Genomic DNA, 18144 nt, shown 5'->3' with positions numbered 1-18144 from the left:
GAGGATCGCATGAGTGACGTCATCGACCGCCCCATTCTCGCCGAGGAAGTCGCGGCCCAAAGCCGGCTGCGCATCATCGATTGCGACGTGCATCCGAGCATCCGCGCGCATGCTGATATCGAGCAGTTCTTGCCAAAACGCTGGCAGGAGCATTTGCGCACCTATGGCAGCCATTTGCGCACGCCCTATATCGGCACCACGCCCTATCCGCGCTCCTCGCCCTTGATCGCGCGGCGCGACGCCTGGCCGCCGACCGGTGGGCCTCCGGGCTCCGATCTCGATTTCATGCGCAAGCAGCATCTCGATCCCCTTGATATCGAGTACGGCATCCTGCAGGTGCTCGATCTCTTCATCTTCTCGCAGCAGAACCTGGAATTCGGCGCCGCGATCCAGCGCGCCATCAACGACTGGCAGCTCGCATTCTGGTCCGATCGCGACCCGCGGCTGAAGGCCTCGATCCTCGCCGGGCAGGACGACACGACGTTCGCGATCGCCGAGATCGAGCGCTGCGCGAAAATCGGCCGCTATGTGCAGATCAACGTCTGCCCGCGTGCCAACGAGCCGCTCGGCCGCCGCCGCTACTGGCCGATCTATGCCCGCGCGCAGGAATTGGGTTTGCCGCTCGGCATCCATGTCGGCGGCTATGGCGGGCATGCGCCGACCGGCGGCGGCTGGCCGTCCTATTATGTCGAGGAGCACCAGTCGAACGCGCACACCATGGCGGCGCAGCTGACGAGCCTCGTGCTCGAAGGCGTGCCCGAGCGCTTCCCGAACCTGAAGATCGTGTTCATCGAGGGCGGCTTTGGCTGGATCCCGTCCGCCACCTGGCGCATGGACCGGCACTTCGACGCGTTCCGCAGCGAGGTTCCGCACCTGAAGCGCCGCCCTTCGGAATATGTGAAGCAGCAGTTCTGGTTCACGACGCAGCCGATCGACGAGCCGGATGAGGCAAAGCATCTGCGCTCGCTGATCGAATGGGTCGGCGCCGATCGCCTGCTGTTCTCGTCGGATTATCCGCACTGGGATTTCGACGATCCGCGTTACGCCTTCAAGACGCCGCTGACGGAGACCGAGCGCCGAAAGATCTTCAACGGCAATGCGCGTGCGCTCTACAAGCTCTGACAGGATCACATGGCCCGCCACATCGTCGCCCGCACGTCAGACATTCCCCTCGGTGGCAACAAGGTGTTCGGCGTCGAGGGCCGCGACATCGTCGTGTTCCATGTCAACGGCGAGTTCTTCGCGCTGCTCAATCGCTGTCCGCACGAGGGCGCGCCGCTGGAGAAAGCCGCCTGCGTGGCGCGGCTGACCTCGCCGGAGCCGGGTGTCTACCAGCGCTCGCGCGTCGGCGAGTTGTTGCGCTGTCCGTGGCACGGTTGGGAATTCGACATGCGCAACGGGCAGTCGTATTTCGATCCGAAGCGGGTGAAGGTGCGTTCGTATCCGGTCGCGGTCGAAAGCGGCGAGGAGTTGCAGAAGGGGCCATACGTGGCCGAGACGTTCCCGGTGCGCGTCGAGGACAGCTACGTGATCGTAGAGGTGTAGTCCGTAGGGTGGGCAAAGGCGCATTTGCGCCGTGCCCACCGTTGAACACTCCGCTCGTAATGGTGGGCACGCTTCGCTTTGCCCACCCTACGACTGAACTCCTTTAGCGGGACGTGATATGACCCATCGCATGTTGTGCCGGCCGCCCTTGAAGGTTCTCGCCTGGCTCGTCGGGTTGCTGTGTCTGTCGGCGACGGGTGCCGACGTCGCGCATGCCTGCACGTGCGATTCAATCTCTCCCGCCCAGGGTTTTGCACGCACCCAATACGTCTTCACCGGCAAGGTGCTGGAAGTGAAGGACCACACCTGGACCGTGGATGTCGATCGCGTCTGGAAGGGCGCCGACAAACTGGCTTCCCGTGTCAGGCTGCTGGACGTCTACAAGGACATGGATTGCGAATTTTACTTCGAGCCGGGCCGCGCCTACCTCTTCTTCGCGATCGTGGCGAAGAGCAGCCGCTATGTGTTCTATCAACCCGAGGTCTGCAACTTGACCAGCGCATTGCGCTCGAAGCGCGCCGCCGGCCCGAACGGCCAGGTCTGGCTTGAAGATTTGATCGTGGAGAATTACGGCCCCGGCGAGCCGCCGAGAGCCGAAGATCCCTGGAAACGCCTGCAGGATCACGACCGCGATACTCGAGACTGACCGTTATCTTCTGTAGGGTGGGCAAAGGCGCACTTGCGCCGTGCCCACCATCTTTCCGCGTCCTCGGCTTGAATGGTGGGCACGCTGGCGCTTTGCCCACCCTGCAACTCTAATCAAACTTCCCGGTCAGCCCATCGACCATCGCGCGCACGATGGCTGCGATCTCTTCGCGCAACGCCTCGACCGGCACCGCGATCAGTTTCTGTTCGAGGCCGAGCAGCACCATGCCATGCACCGCGGAGAACAGGCTGCGCGCCGTGACGCCGAGTTCGGCCGGCGTTCGCGTTGGAAACAGTTCGGCGAGCGGGTGATAGATGTGGCGGAACAGATTCATCTGCTCGCTGATCGCCCATTCCGGCACCGGCTTGCCCGGCGCCATCCGGTGTTCGAACAGCGCGCGCCACAGTTCGAGATTTTCGGCGGCGAAGTCGCAATAGGCGACGGCGATGCGCACCAGCGTTTCGCGAGGCGAGGCGGGGCCGTCGCCTTCGGCCGATGTGAGCGCGGCGTCGAGCCGCGCCAGCGTGCGCGATCCGACCCGCAGGATCAGTTCGTCCACGTCCTCGACGAGGTTGTAGACCGCGCCGTTGGCGACGCCGATGTCCCGGGCCAGATCGCGGGTTTTTAGGCCGGCCAATCCCCCTGCGGCAATCCGTTGCTCCCCCGCCAGAATCAGGGATTCTCGATTAATGGCTCGTCTTTCCAATGCTTTAGACATTTTTCACCTGCTTTGAGCGATGCTCAAAATAATTCTTGAGCAATGCTCAAGATGTGCTACAAGTAGCTCATGAGCAGTGCTCATAACACAGGGAGCTACCGATGTTCAAAACTGTTTTGACGCTTTTCCGGGGCAGCGTGGCTGTCGCGGGGGAAGAATTGGAGGACCGCGCGGCGCTGCTCATTCTCGATCAGCAGATGCGCGACGCAGCCGCCGCCGTCGAACGATCCAAGCGCTCGCTGGCGCTGGCGATCGCAGGCGACCAGCAGGAAGGCCGTCGCCTCGACGCCACCAATGCCCGGATCGCCGATCTCGAAGTTCGCGCCACCGCCGCCCTCGATGGCGGAAGGGAAGATCTCGCCCGCGAGGCGGCGCAGGCGATCGCCAATCTCGAAGCCGATCGTGATGCCGCGATGACCGCGCGGACGCTGTTCGCGACTGAAATCGCGCGCATGAAGCGCCAGGTCAGCACTGCCGAGGCGCGGATCACCGAGCTCGAGCGCGGCCGTCGCATCGCCCGTGCGGCCGAAGCCGTTCGCAATCTTCGCAGGGGCGGCATCGAAGCGGCACGTCCTTACGAATCCACGCTGCCGGAAGCGGAGAACACGCTCAAGCGCCTGCGCGAACGACAGATCGAAGCCCAGGCCGCCGCCGACGCCCTGGTCGAACTCGACGCCGCCAGCGGTCCGCTGGCGACCGCCGAAAAGCTCGCCGAACAGGGCTTTGGTCCTCGGCTCAAATCAACCGCGGACGACGTGCTCGCGCGGCTGAACGCCAAACGCACGCAAGCTGCCTGACACTGAACCCGATCGATCAAAGCCCATATCAACAGGAGATTATCATGAACCAGAACGTCCAACCCCACAGCGGTGCCTGGGTTACCTTCACCTACGCTTCGTTCTCTGCCTCCGCCTTCATGGTCGCCGTTGGCGTGTTCTTCCTGCCGCTCGATCTCTGGATCAAGGGCTACCTCGCGATGGGCATCGTCATGCTGGTGCAGACCTGCGTCACCCTGACCAAGACGGTGCGCGACATGCACGAGAGCGGCAAGCTGGTGAACCGCATCGAAGACGCCAAGGCCGAGCGGCTGCTGATGGAAGTCTCCAAGGCTGCCTGATTTCAAAGGCCGCTTGATTGGCTCCCTGATCTACAAGGCCGCGTAACCTGTGACGCGGTGCTGGCGAGGGCGAGCGGCGGGTGCCTTTCGCATCCGCCGTCCGTTCCTGGCGGCACCTTAAGGAAGGATCGATTCCAATGAAGCGAATTCCGCTGTTTCTGCTGCTGGGTCCCGCGCTGGTCGCGATCGAGGTCCTGATGTTCGTTGCCTCCATGGGAGGGGGCGATCGCGGCTTCGCTGGATTCTGCGCAATGCTTTCCTTCTTGCTCACCATGCCTGTGTCGGCGATTACCGGAATCGTGGACAGGTATCTTGCAGGGGGCTTGCCGACGCTGCTGAGGGCACCCATGACTGCAATCATCGGTATGATGATCGTCATCGGTATCGCTCTCGTCCTTTACGCGGTGGCATTCTGGCAGACCGTGCCGCCGGAGGTCATGAATGCCGCACGCTGGGCCGGCACTTTCTTGCTGCTGCCGATGGGCTTGTGCTCGCTGTTGTCGAGCGATTACGGCAACCGGCCGGTCAAGCCGGCCGGCGACTGCGGTGCGCTGTCATGAAACAGATGTCGGTGTTTTCTGATCCGGCAATGTCAGCCGTTCCTGTCATGGATCATTTGATGCGGCCGCTCAATGTATCGTTTACCCTCATACAACCTGAAGCTGCTTGAATTAGGGCTTGTTAACCGGCGCGGGCGCAGAAGTGCCGGGTGGATGAGGTTGCGGCGTGGATTGTGAAACGCATGCAACCCGTCTGAGGCCGATATTTCATCGCATAATCTCATTTGCAGGATGGCGCCATGAATCAGAATTCCCCGCATCACAGCAATGCCTGGGTCACCTTCACCTACGCTTCGTTCGGCGCTTCAGCCTTCCTGGTTGCGATCGGCGTCTACTTTCTCCCCGTCGACCTCTGGATCAAGGGCTATCTCGCGATGGGCATCGTGATGCTCATTCAGTCCTGTGTCACCCTGACCAAGACGGTCCGCGACGTTCACGAAAGCAGCCGGATGGTCAACCGCATCGAGGACGCCAAGGCCGAGCGGCTCCTGATGGAAGTTTCCAAAGCTTCCTGAATCAAGGCTTCCTAAATCCAGGCCGCGTGTCCTGTGGCGCGGTCCTGGCGAAGGCAGGCGGCGGATGTTTGCGCATCCGCCGTTTGCGTATCTTGCGCGGCGTTCGACGCATTCAACACATCGTTTACCTTGCTGCAGCCGCAACTCGCCGCAATCATGGATTCCTTAACGGGCAGGGCGCACAAGTCCGGCCCCGATGCAGGCGGATCGCATGGCGTTTTTCTGGAGCGATAATTCGGCGATACGTCGCGGTCTGGTGCAGGTCGGGTCCACCGCCGGGCGCCTGCGCGGTTACGCCGCCTTCTGGCTCAAGGCGCTGCGCCAGCCCACCATCGATCTTGCCCTGCGCACCCATTCCGGGCTGGTCACGCGCATTGTCGAAGCCCCCGGCCTGTCGCTTTCCGAAGCCGAACTCGACGCGCTGGTATCGCAACTGCGCGTCGTCGCCGCCAAGACGCTGCCGGAGGAGAGCCTTACCTACGGCATATTCTCGGGGGACCGCGAGCGGCTGTCGCGCGCCATCGTCACGCTGATCTCCGAGGAAACGACGGGGCGGCCGATCGCCTTCAATGCGCTGTCGGTCATGGAAGTCGGGCTCGACGGTGAGCCGGTGGAGGTCACGCATCTCGGCCTTGTCATGGTTGATCCCGATGAGCGCGGGCAGGGGCTTTCCTGGGTGCTGTATGGCCTGACAGCGCTGGTTCTCTTTGTCCGTGACGGCCTGCGTCCGAAATGGATCTCGAACGTCACCCAGGTGCCGTCGGTCGTCGGCATGGTCAGCCAGACCTTCTCCGATGTCTTTCCGTCGCCGCATCCAGACGCACGCCAGAGTTTTGCGCATCTGCAACTGGCCCGCGGCATCATGTCCCGTCATCGCGCCGTGTTCGGCGTGGGGGAGGAGGCAGGCTTCGACGAGGCGCGGTTTGTCATCACCAATGCCTATACCGGCGGATCGGACGCGCTGAAGAAAACCTTCGAAGTCGCGCCCAAACATCGCGACGAGCAATATAACGCCTGGTGCGCGCGCGAGCTCGATTACGCCAGGGGCGACGACGTCCTTCAGATCGGCCGCATCGATCTCGCCGGCGCCCGCCGCTATATCCAGCAGGACGTGCCGGCCGGCTCAATGCCGGCGCTGCTCGCGGCCTCTGCCGTGCTGGCGCTGCAGCGGCTGATACTGCCGGTGGTCTACTGGTTCGACGATACGCGTCCGTTCGGCAGCTTGCGTCCATGGACGGGGAACGGCCGATGACGCCGGGCATGATCGCCGATTCCATCGTCAATCTCTGCGGCGCGATCGGCCTTGGCGTCGCCATGGTCACGCTCCACCGGCGCGACCCCAAGGGCCCGCTGACCCGGCGACTTCTGATCGCGCTTGGCATTATCGCGTCGTTGTTCCTGGTGCGTGGCACGGCGTGGTGGAGCGGCAGCGTCCTGCTCAATAACCTGTCGGCGATTCCGGCAGCGCTGATCCCGCTCGGCGGATTGATCGTCACCGAGGGCATCCTGCGGCGCCATGCCCCGCGCCCGGCCAAGATCGCGATTCTGACTGGCGGCATCGTGCTCGGTCTTGCCGGTGCGGCCGGACTGGAAACCCTCGCGGTGCCGGCCGCCATGCTGCTTGCGTTGTTTCAGCTTGTCGGATTTGCCGTCTGCGCCTGGCTGCTGGCGACACGTGACCGGACCACGCTGTTGGCGTCGGAAAATCGCAGCATCGCGCGCCTCGCCGTCGGCGCCATCCTTGTGATTCCCTTCATCATCACCGATTTCAGGGTGCTGGTGCCGGATATCCCGGTCAGGCTCGGGTCGCTGGGGGCACTGCTCGTCGTGACCGCGATCCTGATTGCGGAACGCGGCGCGGAAACGCAGCGTCAGGCGCTGGCGATGACGGCGCTGCGGCTGTCGAGTTCGGCGCTGCTTGGCATTGCCGCGGCGTTTGTCGCGCCGGATGCCGATGCGGCGCAGGTCATGCGATTCTGCGCCATTGCCATCGCGGGCGTTCTCACCATCGGGCTGATGGTGGACGCGCTGCGCGCCCACTTCGAAGCGCAGGTGCCCGGCGTTCTGAATTCCGTTGCGGCCTCGCCGGCCCGGACGCGCGACGCGCTGATTGCGGAACTCGCGCGTCACCCGATCTTCGAGAGCGCGCGGCGTTATCGGGAGAGCGAGCTCTCGGCCTACGATCCGCAATTGCTGCGCGATTTCCTGTCGACCCGGCGGGTGCTGCGCCGTCCTGACGCGCCGTGGGGCCTGACGTCGTCCGATCCCGCCGTCGAGCGCGTGGTCTCGCTGCTGGCGGCCAACAGCGCGACGCATCTCATCGTCCTCTCGCACGATCCGATCGACGTTATCGCGCTCGCGGTTCCCGTGATTTCGGCCGATCCGGCCACAGAAACCGCGCTGGCGCTGGTGCGGCGCCTGCTGGCGCTGACGCCGGAGACGACGTGACATTCGGTCACGAGATTTTTTTAGCGCGACTTACGAAATGCATCGTGATTGTGATAAGACCGCGGCCGTAGCGTTCATGATGGGGCAGGCCAATGTCGAAGCAAGCAATGCGCGAGGAGGCCGAGCGCCTGATCCGCGAGACGATGGCAAAGAAGGCCATCGTCGTTAAACAAGGCAACACAAGGATCGAGGCGGTGTGCGGCAAATGCGGCGCGCCCAACCGCGTCCAGGCGGAAAAGGGCGAAACCCGCGTCAAATACACCTGCAAGCAGTGCGGCGACAAGCAGGTGACGTTGTAGGTGATCTTGTAGGGTGGGCAAAGCGAAGCGTGCCCACCATTGCTTGCGGAGTGCGTAATGGTGGCACGGCGCAAGCGCGCCTTTGCCCACCCTCATATGAGGCGTTTTGAGTCAAGCGTCCGGACCGGGGCTTGGATGTGATTTTTACGTTCGGTGGAGCGGCGGCGCGCGGAGCCATGCGTAGCGCAGCGTGCCGCCGCGGTCGGTGCGCTCTGGGACTGGCTTCCGGCGATTTATGCAGTTGCTCACTGCATCACCTCATATCCGGTCGGACCGTTGTCCGTACCCACATTCCGCATGCATGCGGCGAGGAAGCCACGAGGATGAGACCCATCTACGAAACAGCCTGTTTGCTGGCCCAAGGGTGGCACGGTCACCATCCATCCCGCGCTGACCGCGGCAGATGCCGCGACGCTGACGCGTTCGTTGAAGTGGTTAGATCTTTACGGCCTTGAGCACCGCGCCTTCCGGCACGAGACCGGTCGTGAGGTAGCGCCACAGCGCCACCATCAGCTTGCGCGCCAGGGCGACGATGGCGACGCGCTTGATGCGCTTGCCGGCATCGAGCGTGCGCTTGCGGTACTCCAAGGTCAGCTTGCTGTCCGGCTGATGCCGCAGCCACAGCCAGGCCAGTTCGATCGCGGCACAGCGGGCGCGCGGGTTGCCCGCCTTGCTGATGCCCTGGTCGCGGTCGATGCCGCCGCTCCGCCACGGACTGGGCGTCAGCCCGAAATAGCTCCCGACCTCGCGCCGGTTGCGGAAGTCCTTGTAGAACACCTCGCTGGTCAGCGTCGTCGCGAACGCCGGGCCGAGACATTTGAGCCGGCGCAGGAGTTCGCTGCGCCGGCTCATCTCGGCTTCCGCAGGCATTGGCTCCGCTGCGGCCGCCTCCTGCGCGAGCGCATCGAGCCGATCGCGCACCAGCATCAGCCGCGCGTGCTCGTGTCGGATCTCGCTCAGCATCCGCGGCGGCACCGCCTGGCCTTGCCAATCCCGCTGCGTTGCCAGCCAGCTCAGCCAGTCGCGCCGCCGCGGGTTCCCGACCGCCATGCCCCGCAGCCGCAGCAGTGCCTTGATCCGGTTGGTGTGAGCGGTTTGCTCCTTGATCAGCCGGTCGCGTTCGCGGCTGCCGCGGCGCGCGTCCTCCTGTTCGGCTGCAGGCACCCGGACGATCCGCACCACCCGCGGCTCGCCGCGCAGATACGCCATCAGCGTGCGCAGCATCCGCTCGCCATCGATCCGGTCGGTCTTCACCCGCCGCGCCCGCTGGTCCACCGCAATGCTGGCGGGATCAAACACGTAGTTCGTGATGCCGGCCGCCAGCAGCAGCCGGTGCAGCCAGAACCCGTCGTAGCCCGCCTCGTAGCAGCTCGCCACCGCCGGAACGCCTCCCAGCGCTCGAGCCGCCCGCTCCCGAACCCGACCCACCAACGCCAACAGCTCGGCATGATCGCCACCCTCCAGCTTGTGGTGCGATATCTTGTCCTTGTCCGGGCTGTGCAGCGCGACCCGCCAGCTCCGCTGGCTCAGTTCGATTGCAACGAAAATTGTGCCAATATGCCCGGCGGTGGGCGCGGCTACGGTGGATGCTTGCATCTGACTCTCCGAGGGGTTCGAGTGTGGAAACCCAAACCTTATCGGAAAGGCCACGCTCACCGCCTCATGGAATCTACGAACTACGCGCCCTTCACGAACTTCGCGAACGCTTCCGCATAATCCGGATGCCAGCGCGATAGTGCAGGGCGATTTTCGACGATGTCGCCGGCGGCCCACAGCATGCGCCGTTCGTCGAGTTGTCGTGGCACGTCATTGTCCGGGCACAGGATGTAGAAATCGCCGGCGTCGATGCGCGCGATCATGAAATCGACGGTCTGCTCCGGCGTCCAGGCGCCAGGCGGCTTCTCGGTGCGGCCGCGGGCGGTCAGGGCCGTGAAAACGTGACCGGGGATCATCAGATGCGCGCTGATCTGGCAGCCCGGCAGGTTCCGCAATTCGTGCTGCAGCGCCTCCGTCTGCGCCTTCACGCCGGCCTTTGAGACGTTGTAGGCGGGATTGCCGGGCGGCGTCGTGATGCCCTGTTTGGATCCGGTATTGATCACGAGGCCGGGGCGCCCGCGTTCGACCATGTAAGGTACAAAAGCCTGCGTGCCGTGAATGACGCCCCACAGGTTGACGGCGAGAATGCGCTGCCAGTTCTCCAGCGGACCAAAGCTGTTGCTGTCGGGGCCGATGCCGGCATTGTTCATCAGGATGTCGGTACCGCCGAACCGCTTTTGCACCGCGGTTTCAAGTCCAGCGACGTCATCGAAGCGGCTGACGTCGACCGATACCGTCATGATATCAGCCGCGCCGCCTTTGGCGACAGACGCCACTTTTGCCGCGGCCTCGGCAAGGCGGTCGGCGCCGATATCGGCGATGCACACCTTCATGCCGAAGCCGGCGAAACGCATCGCGGCAGCGAGCCCGATACCGGAGGCGCCCCCGGTGATCACGGCAACATGATTTGGCGACATCGCGGGGTGGGGCATCGTCATTCTCCGGACATATCTGAGGTATGGTTTCGTTGGGTGGATACCCCAGACTACCATGGACGAACGGGCATGGGAGGTCTTCGCGCGGGGCGCTTTCGGCAAGCGTTCGGCTGCGTTACGGTTTCCCGCCATCGTTATAGATGGTCAAATATAGCGACCACAAGAAATCCTGACTGACTTCAAGGGAGTGTAGACATGGCTGTCACCCAGGCAATTCCGATCACCCGTCATCCCTATGCGGACGGCTCCTACAAGAAGATGCTGATCGACGGCCAATGGGTCGATGCCGCCTCCGGCAAGCGGTTCGAGACGCATAATCCGGCGACCGGCGAATTGCTCGCAACCGTCGCCGAGGGCGACGCGGAAGACATCAACCGCGCCGTGGCGGCCGCCCGCCGCGCCTTCGAGGGGTCGTGGAGCAAGGTCAAGCCGTATGAGCGGCAGGGCCTGTTGTTGAAGCTCGCCGATCTCGTCGAGAAGAACTTCGAGGAGCTTTCGCAGCTCGACACGCTGGACATGGGCGCACCGATCAGCCGCACCCGCGGCAACAAGCTGCGCGTGCTCGGCATGCTCCGCTATTACGCGGGGCAGGCGACCGCGCTGCACGGCGAAACCATCGAGAACTCGCTGCCCGGCGAGATCTTCTCCTACACGCTGAAGGAGCCGATCGGCGTCGTCGGCGCAATCATCCCCTGGAACGGGCCGCTCGCCGCGACCGTCTGGAAGATCGGTCCCGCGATCGCGACCGGCTGCACCGTCGTGCTGAAGCCGGCCGAGGAAGCGCCGCTGACCTCGCTGCGGCTGGCCGAGCTCTGCATGGAAGCCGGCGTTCCGCCCGGCGTCGTCAACGTCGTGCCCGGCTATGGCGAGACCGCGGGCGCCACGCTGGCGTCGCATCCGGATGTCGACAAGGTTGCGTTCACCGGCTCGCACGTCACCGGGCAATCGATCATTCGCGCCTCCGCCGGGAATCTGAAGAGGGTCTCGCTCGAACTCGGCGGCAAGTCGCCCGACATCGTATTCGCGGATGCCGATCTCGACGCCGCGGTGCCGGGTGCCGCGATGGCGGTGTTCGCCAATTCAGGGCAGATCTGCAGCGCCGGGACGCGGCTGTTCGTCGAACAGAAGGTCTATGACGAGTTCGTCGGCCGTGTCGCCGAATTCGGCAAGAAGCTGCAGGTCGGCAATGGCATCGATCCGAATACGCAGATCGGACCCCTCGTGTCGAAGGACCAGCTAGAGCGCGTCACCGGCTATCTCGACATCGGCCAGAAGGAAGGCGCCAAGGCGATGGTCGGCGGCGGCCGATTGACCGAAGGCGCGCTCTCGAAGGGCTTTTTCGTACAGCCGACCGTGTTCGCCAATGTCCGGGACAATATGCGGATCGCGCAGGAGGAGATCTTTGGGCCCGTGATCTCGGCGATCTCGTTCAAGGACACCGACGAACTGGTCAAGCGCGCCAATGCCACCACCTTCGGCCTTGGCAGCGGCGTCTGGACCACCAATGTCAGCAAGGCGCATCAGGTTGCGAAGGCGCTGCGCGCCGGCTCGGTCTGGGTGAACTGCTATCAGGCGATGGACCCGGCGGTGCCGTTCGGCGGCTACAAGATGAGCGGTTATGGCCGCGAGTCCGGCAAGCAGCACGTCGAGGAATATCTCAACGTCAAGGCGGTCTGGATCAAGACCGGCTAGCGCCGCGTAGGGACTGCGCTCCCTCTCCCGCTTGCGGGGGAGGGCTGGGGTGGGGCTCTCTCCACGAGTCATAAGGTGGAGAGAGCCCCCACCCGGATCGCATCATCCGATGCGATCCGGGTGCCCCCGCAAGCGGGAGAGGTGAAGAGAGTCTGCGACGGCTTCGAGCCATCGCTTTCTCTTTTACCGGCTGGCGGCCTTCTTCGGCCGCCCGATCTCCTTGCTCAGCGCTTCCAATTCCTTGCGCGCGGCATTGGCGGCGTTGCGTTCGATCTTGCGGTAGCGCGCGATCAACGACGTGCCGAACGGCGTCAGTACCGCGCCGCCGCCGTTCTTGCCGCCGGTTTGCCGTTCGACCGCGGCCTGGCGGCAGATCCGGTTGATCTCGTCGACCAGGTCCCAGGCACGCTTGTAGGACATATCCATCGCGCGGCCGGCGGCCGAGATGGAGCCGCAGGCCCCGATACTCTCCAGCAACTGAATCTTGCCGGGTCCGATGCGTGCCTCGTCGGCCAGGTCGATCCGGACGCTCAGCGAAGGCAGCGATCTGGCGTTCGTTTTCGGCATGGGCGACCTGCTCACTTGCATCGCGTGGCGAGATTGCCACCGGAGCCTTTTACGAACAAGCTGAAGCGGTTACATATCCGTATCAACACGGGGTTCTGGAATAGACATGAAATATCCATCTCTGTTTTCGCCGCTCAAGGTCGGTCCCTATCAGCTCCAGCATCGTCTCGCGTTGGCGCCGCTGACGCGGATGCGGGCGGCAAAACCCTCGCTGGCGCCGCGGCCGCTGAATGCGGAGTATTACGCGCAGCGCGCGACGCCGAGCGGATTGCTGATCGCCGAAGCCTCGCCCGTGATGGCGACGGGTTTTGGCAGCCCCGGCGTTCCCGGCATCTATACGCAAGCGCAGATCGCAGGTTGGCGCGAGGTGGTCGATGCGGTTCACGCGAGGGGCGGAATTATTTTCCTGCAGCTTTGGCACGTCGGGCGGGTCTCGCATTCCTCGTTCCAGCCTGATGGCGTGCTGCCGGTCGCGCCATCGGCGGTGCCGATCGCCGATCTGAAGACTGGAACAGCCGATGGCAAGGCGGTCCCTTACGAGACGCCGCGCGCGCTCGAGACTTCGGAGATTCCCGGTGTGGTCGATGCTTATCGCCAGGCCGCGAAGAACGCGCTTGCCGCCGGCTTTGACGGCGTCGAGGTGCATGGCGCAAACGGCTATCTGATCGAGCAGTTTCTGCAGTCGCACACCAATCTGCGCACCGATCAATATGGCGGCTCTATACCGAACCGCGTGCGCTTCCTGATGGAGGTGACGCAGGCCGTGGTCGAGGTCTGGGGTGCCGACCGCGTCGGCGTGCGGCTGTCGCCCTATGGCGTCGCCAATGGCAGCGGCGAACCGGACCCGATGCCGCTCTACACCTATGCGGTCGAGCAGCTCAACCCGCTTGGCCTGGCGTACCTGCATTTCATCGAGCCGCGCTCCTCCGGCGCCGGCCGAGCCGAGGTCAACCATCAGAACGTGCCGTCCGCGATGGTGCTGTTCCGCCCGATCTGGAAGGGCGTGTTGATCACCGCCGGAGGTTTCACCGGCGAGACCGCCGATGCGGCGGTCCGGGATGGCCATGCCGATGCAGTCGCGTTCGGCCGCATCTTCATTTCGAATCCGGACTTGCCGCGGCGTTTGCAGCGCGGCTTCCCGCTGACGCCCTACAACCGCGCGACTTTCTACGGCGGCGACGTAGCGGGCTACACGGATTATCCGGAGCACGATGCGCTGGAGCAGGCGTGATCGCTTCGCCGTCATTGCGAGCGAAGCGGAGTGAGTATCCGTCATTCCGGGGCGATGCAAAGCATCGAACTACGGTGCGCAATTGCGCACCTGAGAATCTCGAGATTCCGGGTCTGGTGCTAACGCACCATCCCGGAATGACGGCGTATCCGCCGCCCGCTCCTCGCAATGACGAAACGTAGGACAGGGACCTGAAAATGTTTCCCGAACCGGAGCTGGAAGAGAAAAAGAAAACCAAGGCCGTCGCGCTCGGAAAACCTGCCACCGGCCAATGCCTGTGCGGCAAGGTCGCCTTCGAGATCGACGTGCCGGCGCGCTGGGCCTGGCACGATCATTCACCGTCGAGCCGCCGCGCGCATGGTGCGGCGTATGCGACCTATGTCGGAAGCTGGCGGAAACGCTTCCGCATCACCAGGGGCAAGACCAGCCTCGCGCGCTACGAAGACGAGGCCACCAAGACCGTACGCAGCTTTTGCTCGAACTGCGGCACGCCGATTGCCTATGAACGCCCGCGCTCGCCGCACATGGTCAACATTCCACGTGCGCTGTTCTCGGGGCGCACCGGCCGCCAGCCGCTCTATCACATCGCCATCGAAGAGCTGCAGGAATGGGCCTACACCGGCGAGCCGCTGGTGCCGCTGAAAGGATATCCCGGCGTGGTCTGGCAGCGCTCGAAAAAGAAGAAGCGCGCCGACCGTGAAGGGATGGTCTAGGGCAGCATGAGATCAGGTTGGGCCGTGACGACGTGACCATCTCGTGCCCCCGACGCAAGCGGCCTGAGGGCTGCGAGCCACGGCCCATTCTACTTTGCATGGGGTTGTTTTCGCGATTTTGTGTCCGGGTCCTCCGGTTCACCGCACCGGGACGCGAAGTGTCCGCGCAGGGCAGCCATGACCTCGCTCCATTGCACACAACCCTCAAGTTTGGTCATCTGCCTTCGTCCCGCACGTCCACGAAGCGGCGGGCGGGAGGAAAAATGAAGAACAAGATCACCGGCCGCTCCGCATTCCTTGCGCTGCTGAAAGACGAAGGCGTCACGCATCTGTTCGGCAATCCCGGCACCACCGAATTGCCGATCATGCACGCGCTGAAGGACCACCCCGACCTCACCTATGTGATGGCAATGCAGGAAAGCCTGGTCGTTGCCATGGCCGATGGCTTCAGCCGCGCCTCGGGCAAGCTCGTCGCCTGCAACGTCCATGTCGCGCCCGGCCTCGGCAATGCGATGGGCTCGCTCTACAACGCCAGTTTCACCGGCACGCCCCTGATCCTCACCGCCGGCCAGCAGGAGCAGGGCCACGGCCTGACGGAGCCGGTGCTCTACGGCCCGCTGGTGCAGATGGCGCAGCCTTTGGTGAAATGGGCGGTGGAAGTGACGCGGCTGGAGGATCTGCCGCGGATCGGGCGCCGCGCCGCCAAGATCGCGACCACGCCCCCGACGGGACCGGTCTTTATCTCGCTGCCGGGCGATATCCTCAATTCCGAAGCCGGCATCGAGCTCGGCCGCTCGACCCGCGTCGATACAAGCGTCAAGCCCTCGGACGACTCGCTGCAGGCGCTGACCGCACGCATTCTCAAGGCGGAGCGGCCCGTGATCATCGTCGGCGACGAGATCGTCAAGAGCGACGCGTTGCAGGAGGCAGCGCAACTGGCGGAAACGCTGGGTTGCCCGGCATTTCAGTCGTCGACGCCCTACGGCGCGCAGTTCCTCTCCGAAAGCCCGTGCTTCATGGGCGCGATCGCGCGCATCCAGAAGATCGCCCGTGAGACGCTCGCGCCCTACGATCTCCTCATCGCGCTTGGCGGCGATCCGCTGCGCATGTCGGTCTACAGCGAGACCGATCCACTGCCGGAAGGGCTGTCGATCGTTCAGGTCGGCCTGGTCGATAACGACCTCGCCAGGAATTACGGCGCGGACATCGCGCTGAAAGCCGACGTGAAAGAGACGCTGCGGGCGCTGGTGCCGGCACTAAAGGCCGGTGGCGGCAGCGCGCTTCAGGCGCGCGCGAGCCGGGGATTGGACGCACTCGCATCAAAGAACTGGACGGCCCGGCGCAAGCCGCTGATCGAGCAGATTTCAAAGCATGCCAACACCTCGCCGATCGATCCGGACTGGCTGGCGCTGCAGGTGGTCGAGGCGATGCCTGATAACGCGATCCTGGTCGACGAGGGGCTGACGTCGTCGCGGCAGATAATCGCGCTGCGTCCGCATCGCGACCGCTACGGCTATCACGCACTGGCTTCGGGCGGCATCGGCTGGGGATTGCCGGCGTCCGTCGGCGTCAGCCTCGCCAATCCGCAGCGGCCGGTCGTCTGCTACTCCGGCGACGGCAGCTCGATGTATTCGATCCAGTCGCTGTGGACCGCGGCGAGCCACAAGCTGCCGCTGACATTCGTGATCGTCAACAATGGCGGCTACCGTATCATCAAGCAGCGGCTGCTCGCCTTCCATGGCGACGATCATTACGTCGGCATGGATTTTGTCGATCCGCCGGTGGATTTTACGGGAGTTGCCAGATCGCTGGGGCTGGAGGCGACCAAGGTGACCGATCCCGGTGAGTTGAAGTCCGTGTTGTCGTCAGCCTTCAGCCGCCCCGGCGCGAAGCTGATCGAGGTGGTGGTGAGCAATTCGGTGAATTGATTATCCGCGAAATCGTAGGGTGGGCAAAGCGAAGCGTGCCCACCATTCGGAATCGCGATGCGGATAGGCGGTGGGCACGGCGCTTGCGCGCCTTTGCCCACCCTACGAGTCACTGCGCGGCCGCTACCTTCGGTCCAACACGATACCGTGCCGCCGGATGTTGCTCCGTCAACCGCGCACGGCCCTTGCCGAACAGCTTCTCCCGCAACGTCCCCTCCGCATACGCGCTCTTGTACCTCCCGCGCTTCGTCAGCTCCGGCACCAGCATATCGGCGATATCCTCGAAATCGCCGGGCGAGGTGGCGAACGCAACGTTGAGGCCATCGACGTCGGTCTGCTCGAACCACGCCTCGATATCGTCGGCGACCTTCTCGGGCGTGCCGACCACGACCGGGCCGGCGCCGCCGATGCCGACATGCTCGACGACCTCGCGCACGGTCCAGACCCTGTCAGGATCGGCGCGGGTGACATTGTCGAGTGCGGTGCGGCCGGCGTCGTTCTGGACGTGGCGCACCTGCTGCTCGAGATCGTAATTCGAGAAATCGACGCCCATCCAGCCCGACATCAGCGCGAGCGCGCCTTCGGGCGCGATGTGCTTGCGGTAGTCGGCGTATTTCGCCTTTGCCTCGGCCTCGGTGCGGCCGAGGATGATCGTCATCATCGAGAACATCAGGATTTCGGCGGAGGTGCGCCCGATCTCCTGGGCGAGCGCCCGGATCGCCGCGACGCGCGGGCCGATGATCTTGGCCGATGGTCCCGACATGAACACGCATTCGGCATGCTGGGCCGCGAACTGCCGGCCGCGCGGCGAGGTGCCAGCCTGGTATAGCACCGGCGTCCGCTGCGGCGACGGCTCGCTCAAATGAATCGCGTTGAGCCGGTAGTTGCTGCCCTCATGCTGGATGCGATGCACCTTCGACGGATCGGCAAAGATGCCGCGCGCGCGGTCGCGCAGCACGGCGTTGTCCTCCCAGCTTCCTTCCCAGAGCTTGTAGACCAACTCCATATATTCGTCCGCGATCTCGTAGCGGTCGTCATGCGCGGTCTGCTTGTCCTTGCCGGCGCCGCGGGCGGCGCTGTCGAGATAGCCGGTCACCACGTTCCAGCCGACGCGGCCTTCGGTCAGGTGATCGAGCGTCGACATGCGCCGCGCAAACGGGTAGGGCGGCTCGAAGGAGAGATTGCTGGTGACGCCGAAGCCGAGATTTTGCGTCACCGCCGCCATCGCCGGGATCAGCATCAGGGGTTCGTTGGCCGGGGTCTGCGCGGCATTGCGCAGTGCGGCGTCCGGGCTGTTGCCGAACACGTCGTAGACGCCGAGCACGTCGGCGAGAAACAGCCCGTCGAATCGGCCGCGCTCCAGCGTTTTCGCCAGATCGAGCCAATAGGGCAGGCGATTGTAGCCGAGGGTGCGGTCGCGCGGATGGGTCCAGAGTCCCGGTGATTGATGCGCCACGCAGTTCATGGCGAAGGCGTTGAGCCGGATTTGCTTTGTCATGACGCGAACCTCGAATGTGCGCGAGGGTTCCCTCGTGCGTCCGCCCGGTTAAACGCCGGACTGTTGCACGAAATTGTTGCATCCTCGCTGGGTTTGGCAAGGCCTCCATTCGGCAGGCCCTGCCACTTCCAGCGGG

The 18144-nt window shown here is 64.2% G+C and carries 19 protein-coding genes; 14 read left to right on the top strand and 5 right to left on the bottom strand.

From position 1 onward, the window contains the following. Positions 1-9: 9 nt before the first annotated feature. The 3 genes from LMTR21_RS33540 to LMTR21_RS33525 all read left to right on the top strand — a co-directional run bounded on the left by LMTR21_RS33540 (position 10) and on the right by LMTR21_RS33525 (position 2191). The gene (locus LMTR21_RS33540; RefSeq protein WP_065751833.1) at positions 10-1122 is read left to right on the top strand and encodes an amidohydrolase family protein; all 1113 of its coding nucleotides are present in this window, start codon (positions 10-12) and stop codon (positions 1120-1122) included. A gap of 9 nt (positions 1123-1131) precedes the next feature. Continuing rightward, complete coding sequence (locus LMTR21_RS33535) at positions 1132-1545, top strand: Rieske (2Fe-2S) protein (protein ID WP_065751832.1); 414 nt, start codon at positions 1132-1134, stop codon at positions 1543-1545. A gap of 118 nt (positions 1546-1663) precedes the next feature. Beyond that, positions 1664-2191, top strand: a complete 528-nt coding sequence (locus tag LMTR21_RS33525; protein WP_065751831.1) for a hypothetical protein — start codon at positions 1664-1666, stop codon at positions 2189-2191. A 109-nt stretch (positions 2192-2300) separates the two neighbouring features. Here the strand turns inward: LMTR21_RS33525 and LMTR21_RS33520 are convergent, their stop codons facing one another. Next, positions 2301-2909, bottom strand: coding sequence for a TetR/AcrR family transcriptional regulator (locus tag LMTR21_RS33520; RefSeq protein ID WP_084030505.1), 609 nt, complete (start codon positions 2907-2909; stop codon positions 2301-2303). Between the two features lie 101 nt (positions 2910-3010). On the opposite strand from LMTR21_RS33520, the gene LMTR21_RS33515 reads away from it, so the two are divergent. The 7 genes from LMTR21_RS33515 (at position 3011) to LMTR21_RS33485 (ending at position 7848) form a co-directional block, all read left to right on the top strand. After that, positions 3011-3706 carry a PspA/IM30 family protein gene (locus LMTR21_RS33515; RefSeq protein ID WP_065751830.1) on the top strand — a complete coding sequence of 232 codons (696 nt, stop codon included), beginning with the start codon at positions 3011-3013 and terminating at the stop codon, positions 3704-3706. Between the two features lie 44 nt (positions 3707-3750). Then, the gene (locus LMTR21_RS33510; protein WP_065751829.1) at positions 3751-4026 is read left to right on the top strand and encodes a YiaA/YiaB family inner membrane protein; all 276 of its coding nucleotides are present in this window, start codon (positions 3751-3753) and stop codon (positions 4024-4026) included. Positions 4027-4163: 137 nt separating this feature from the next. Continuing rightward, positions 4164-4586, top strand: coding sequence for a hypothetical protein (locus tag LMTR21_RS33505; protein WP_065751828.1), 423 nt, complete (start codon positions 4164-4166; stop codon positions 4584-4586). A 239-nt stretch (positions 4587-4825) separates the two neighbouring features. Beyond that, a complete protein-coding gene (locus LMTR21_RS33500) occupies positions 4826-5101 on the top strand; it encodes a YiaA/YiaB family inner membrane protein (protein ID WP_065751827.1) in 276 nt (91 codons plus the stop codon). A gap of 211 nt (positions 5102-5312) precedes the next feature. Further along, positions 5313-6353 (top strand): hypothetical protein, encoded by a 1041-nt coding sequence (locus LMTR21_RS33495; RefSeq protein ID WP_430642497.1) that lies wholly within the window; start codon positions 5313-5315, stop codon positions 6351-6353. Beyond that, entirely contained in the window at positions 6350-7549 is a 1200-nt protein-coding gene (locus LMTR21_RS33490; RefSeq protein WP_065752231.1) for a hypothetical protein, read from the top strand. Before LMTR21_RS33495 ends, LMTR21_RS33490 begins: the two co-directional genes overlap by 4 nt. Positions 7550-7641: 92 nt before the next feature. Further along, positions 7642-7848 (top strand): hypothetical protein, encoded by a 207-nt coding sequence (locus LMTR21_RS33485; RefSeq protein ID WP_057838027.1) that lies wholly within the window; start codon positions 7642-7644, stop codon positions 7846-7848. Positions 7849-8283: 435 nt separating this feature from the next. Here LMTR21_RS33485 and LMTR21_RS33480 read toward each other — a convergent pair whose 3' ends face one another. Together LMTR21_RS33480 and LMTR21_RS33475 are read right to left on the bottom strand one after the other, a co-directional pair. Next, entirely contained in the window at positions 8284-9444 is a 1161-nt protein-coding gene (locus tag LMTR21_RS33480) for an IS110 family RNA-guided transposase (protein WP_148636037.1), read from the bottom strand. Positions 9445-9524: 80 nt separating this feature from the next. Beyond that, positions 9525-10376, bottom strand: coding sequence for an SDR family NAD(P)-dependent oxidoreductase (locus LMTR21_RS33475; protein ID WP_065753569.1), 852 nt, complete (start codon positions 10374-10376; stop codon positions 9525-9527). Between the two features lie 198 nt (positions 10377-10574). Here LMTR21_RS33475 and LMTR21_RS33470 point away from each other — a divergent pair, with 198 nt between their 5' ends. After that, a complete protein-coding gene (locus tag LMTR21_RS33470) occupies positions 10575-12071 on the top strand; it encodes an aldehyde dehydrogenase family protein (RefSeq protein WP_065753568.1) in 1497 nt (498 codons plus the stop codon). A 183-nt stretch (positions 12072-12254) separates the two neighbouring features. On the opposite strand, the gene LMTR21_RS33465 is transcribed toward LMTR21_RS33470, so the two are convergent. After that, the gene (locus LMTR21_RS33465) at positions 12255-12638 is read right to left on the bottom strand and encodes a winged helix-turn-helix domain-containing protein (protein WP_065753567.1); all 384 of its coding nucleotides are present in this window, start codon (positions 12636-12638) and stop codon (positions 12255-12257) included. A 106-nt stretch (positions 12639-12744) separates the two neighbouring features. On the opposite strand from LMTR21_RS33465, the gene LMTR21_RS33460 reads away from it, so the two are divergent. The 3 genes from LMTR21_RS33460 (at position 12745) to LMTR21_RS33450 (ending at position 16510) form a co-directional block, all read left to right on the top strand. Next, the gene (locus LMTR21_RS33460) at positions 12745-13869 is read left to right on the top strand and encodes an alkene reductase (RefSeq protein ID WP_065753566.1); all 1125 of its coding nucleotides are present in this window, start codon (positions 12745-12747) and stop codon (positions 13867-13869) included. A 197-nt stretch (positions 13870-14066) separates the two neighbouring features. Continuing rightward, on the top strand, positions 14067-14582 hold the full coding sequence (locus LMTR21_RS33455; protein WP_246174681.1) for a GFA family protein: 516 nt from the start codon (positions 14067-14069) through the stop codon (positions 14580-14582). 263 nt (positions 14583-14845) lie between these two features. Further along, positions 14846-16510 (top strand): thiamine pyrophosphate-binding protein, encoded by a 1665-nt coding sequence (locus LMTR21_RS33450; protein WP_065753565.1) that lies wholly within the window; start codon positions 14846-14848, stop codon positions 16508-16510. A 109-nt stretch (positions 16511-16619) separates the two neighbouring features. Here LMTR21_RS33450 and LMTR21_RS33445 read toward each other — a convergent pair whose 3' ends face one another. Next, entirely contained in the window at positions 16620-18008 is a 1389-nt protein-coding gene (locus LMTR21_RS33445; protein WP_065753564.1) for an LLM class flavin-dependent oxidoreductase, read from the bottom strand. Positions 18009-18144: the final 136 nt, after the last annotated feature.

Source organism: Bradyrhizobium paxllaeri (assembly GCF_001693515.2).
Taxonomy (GTDB): Bacteria; Pseudomonadota; Alphaproteobacteria; order Rhizobiales; family Xanthobacteraceae; genus Bradyrhizobium; species Bradyrhizobium paxllaeri.
The sequence above is the reverse complement of the archived record's forward strand: the minus strand, read 5'-3'. Positions and strand labels throughout refer to the sequence as shown.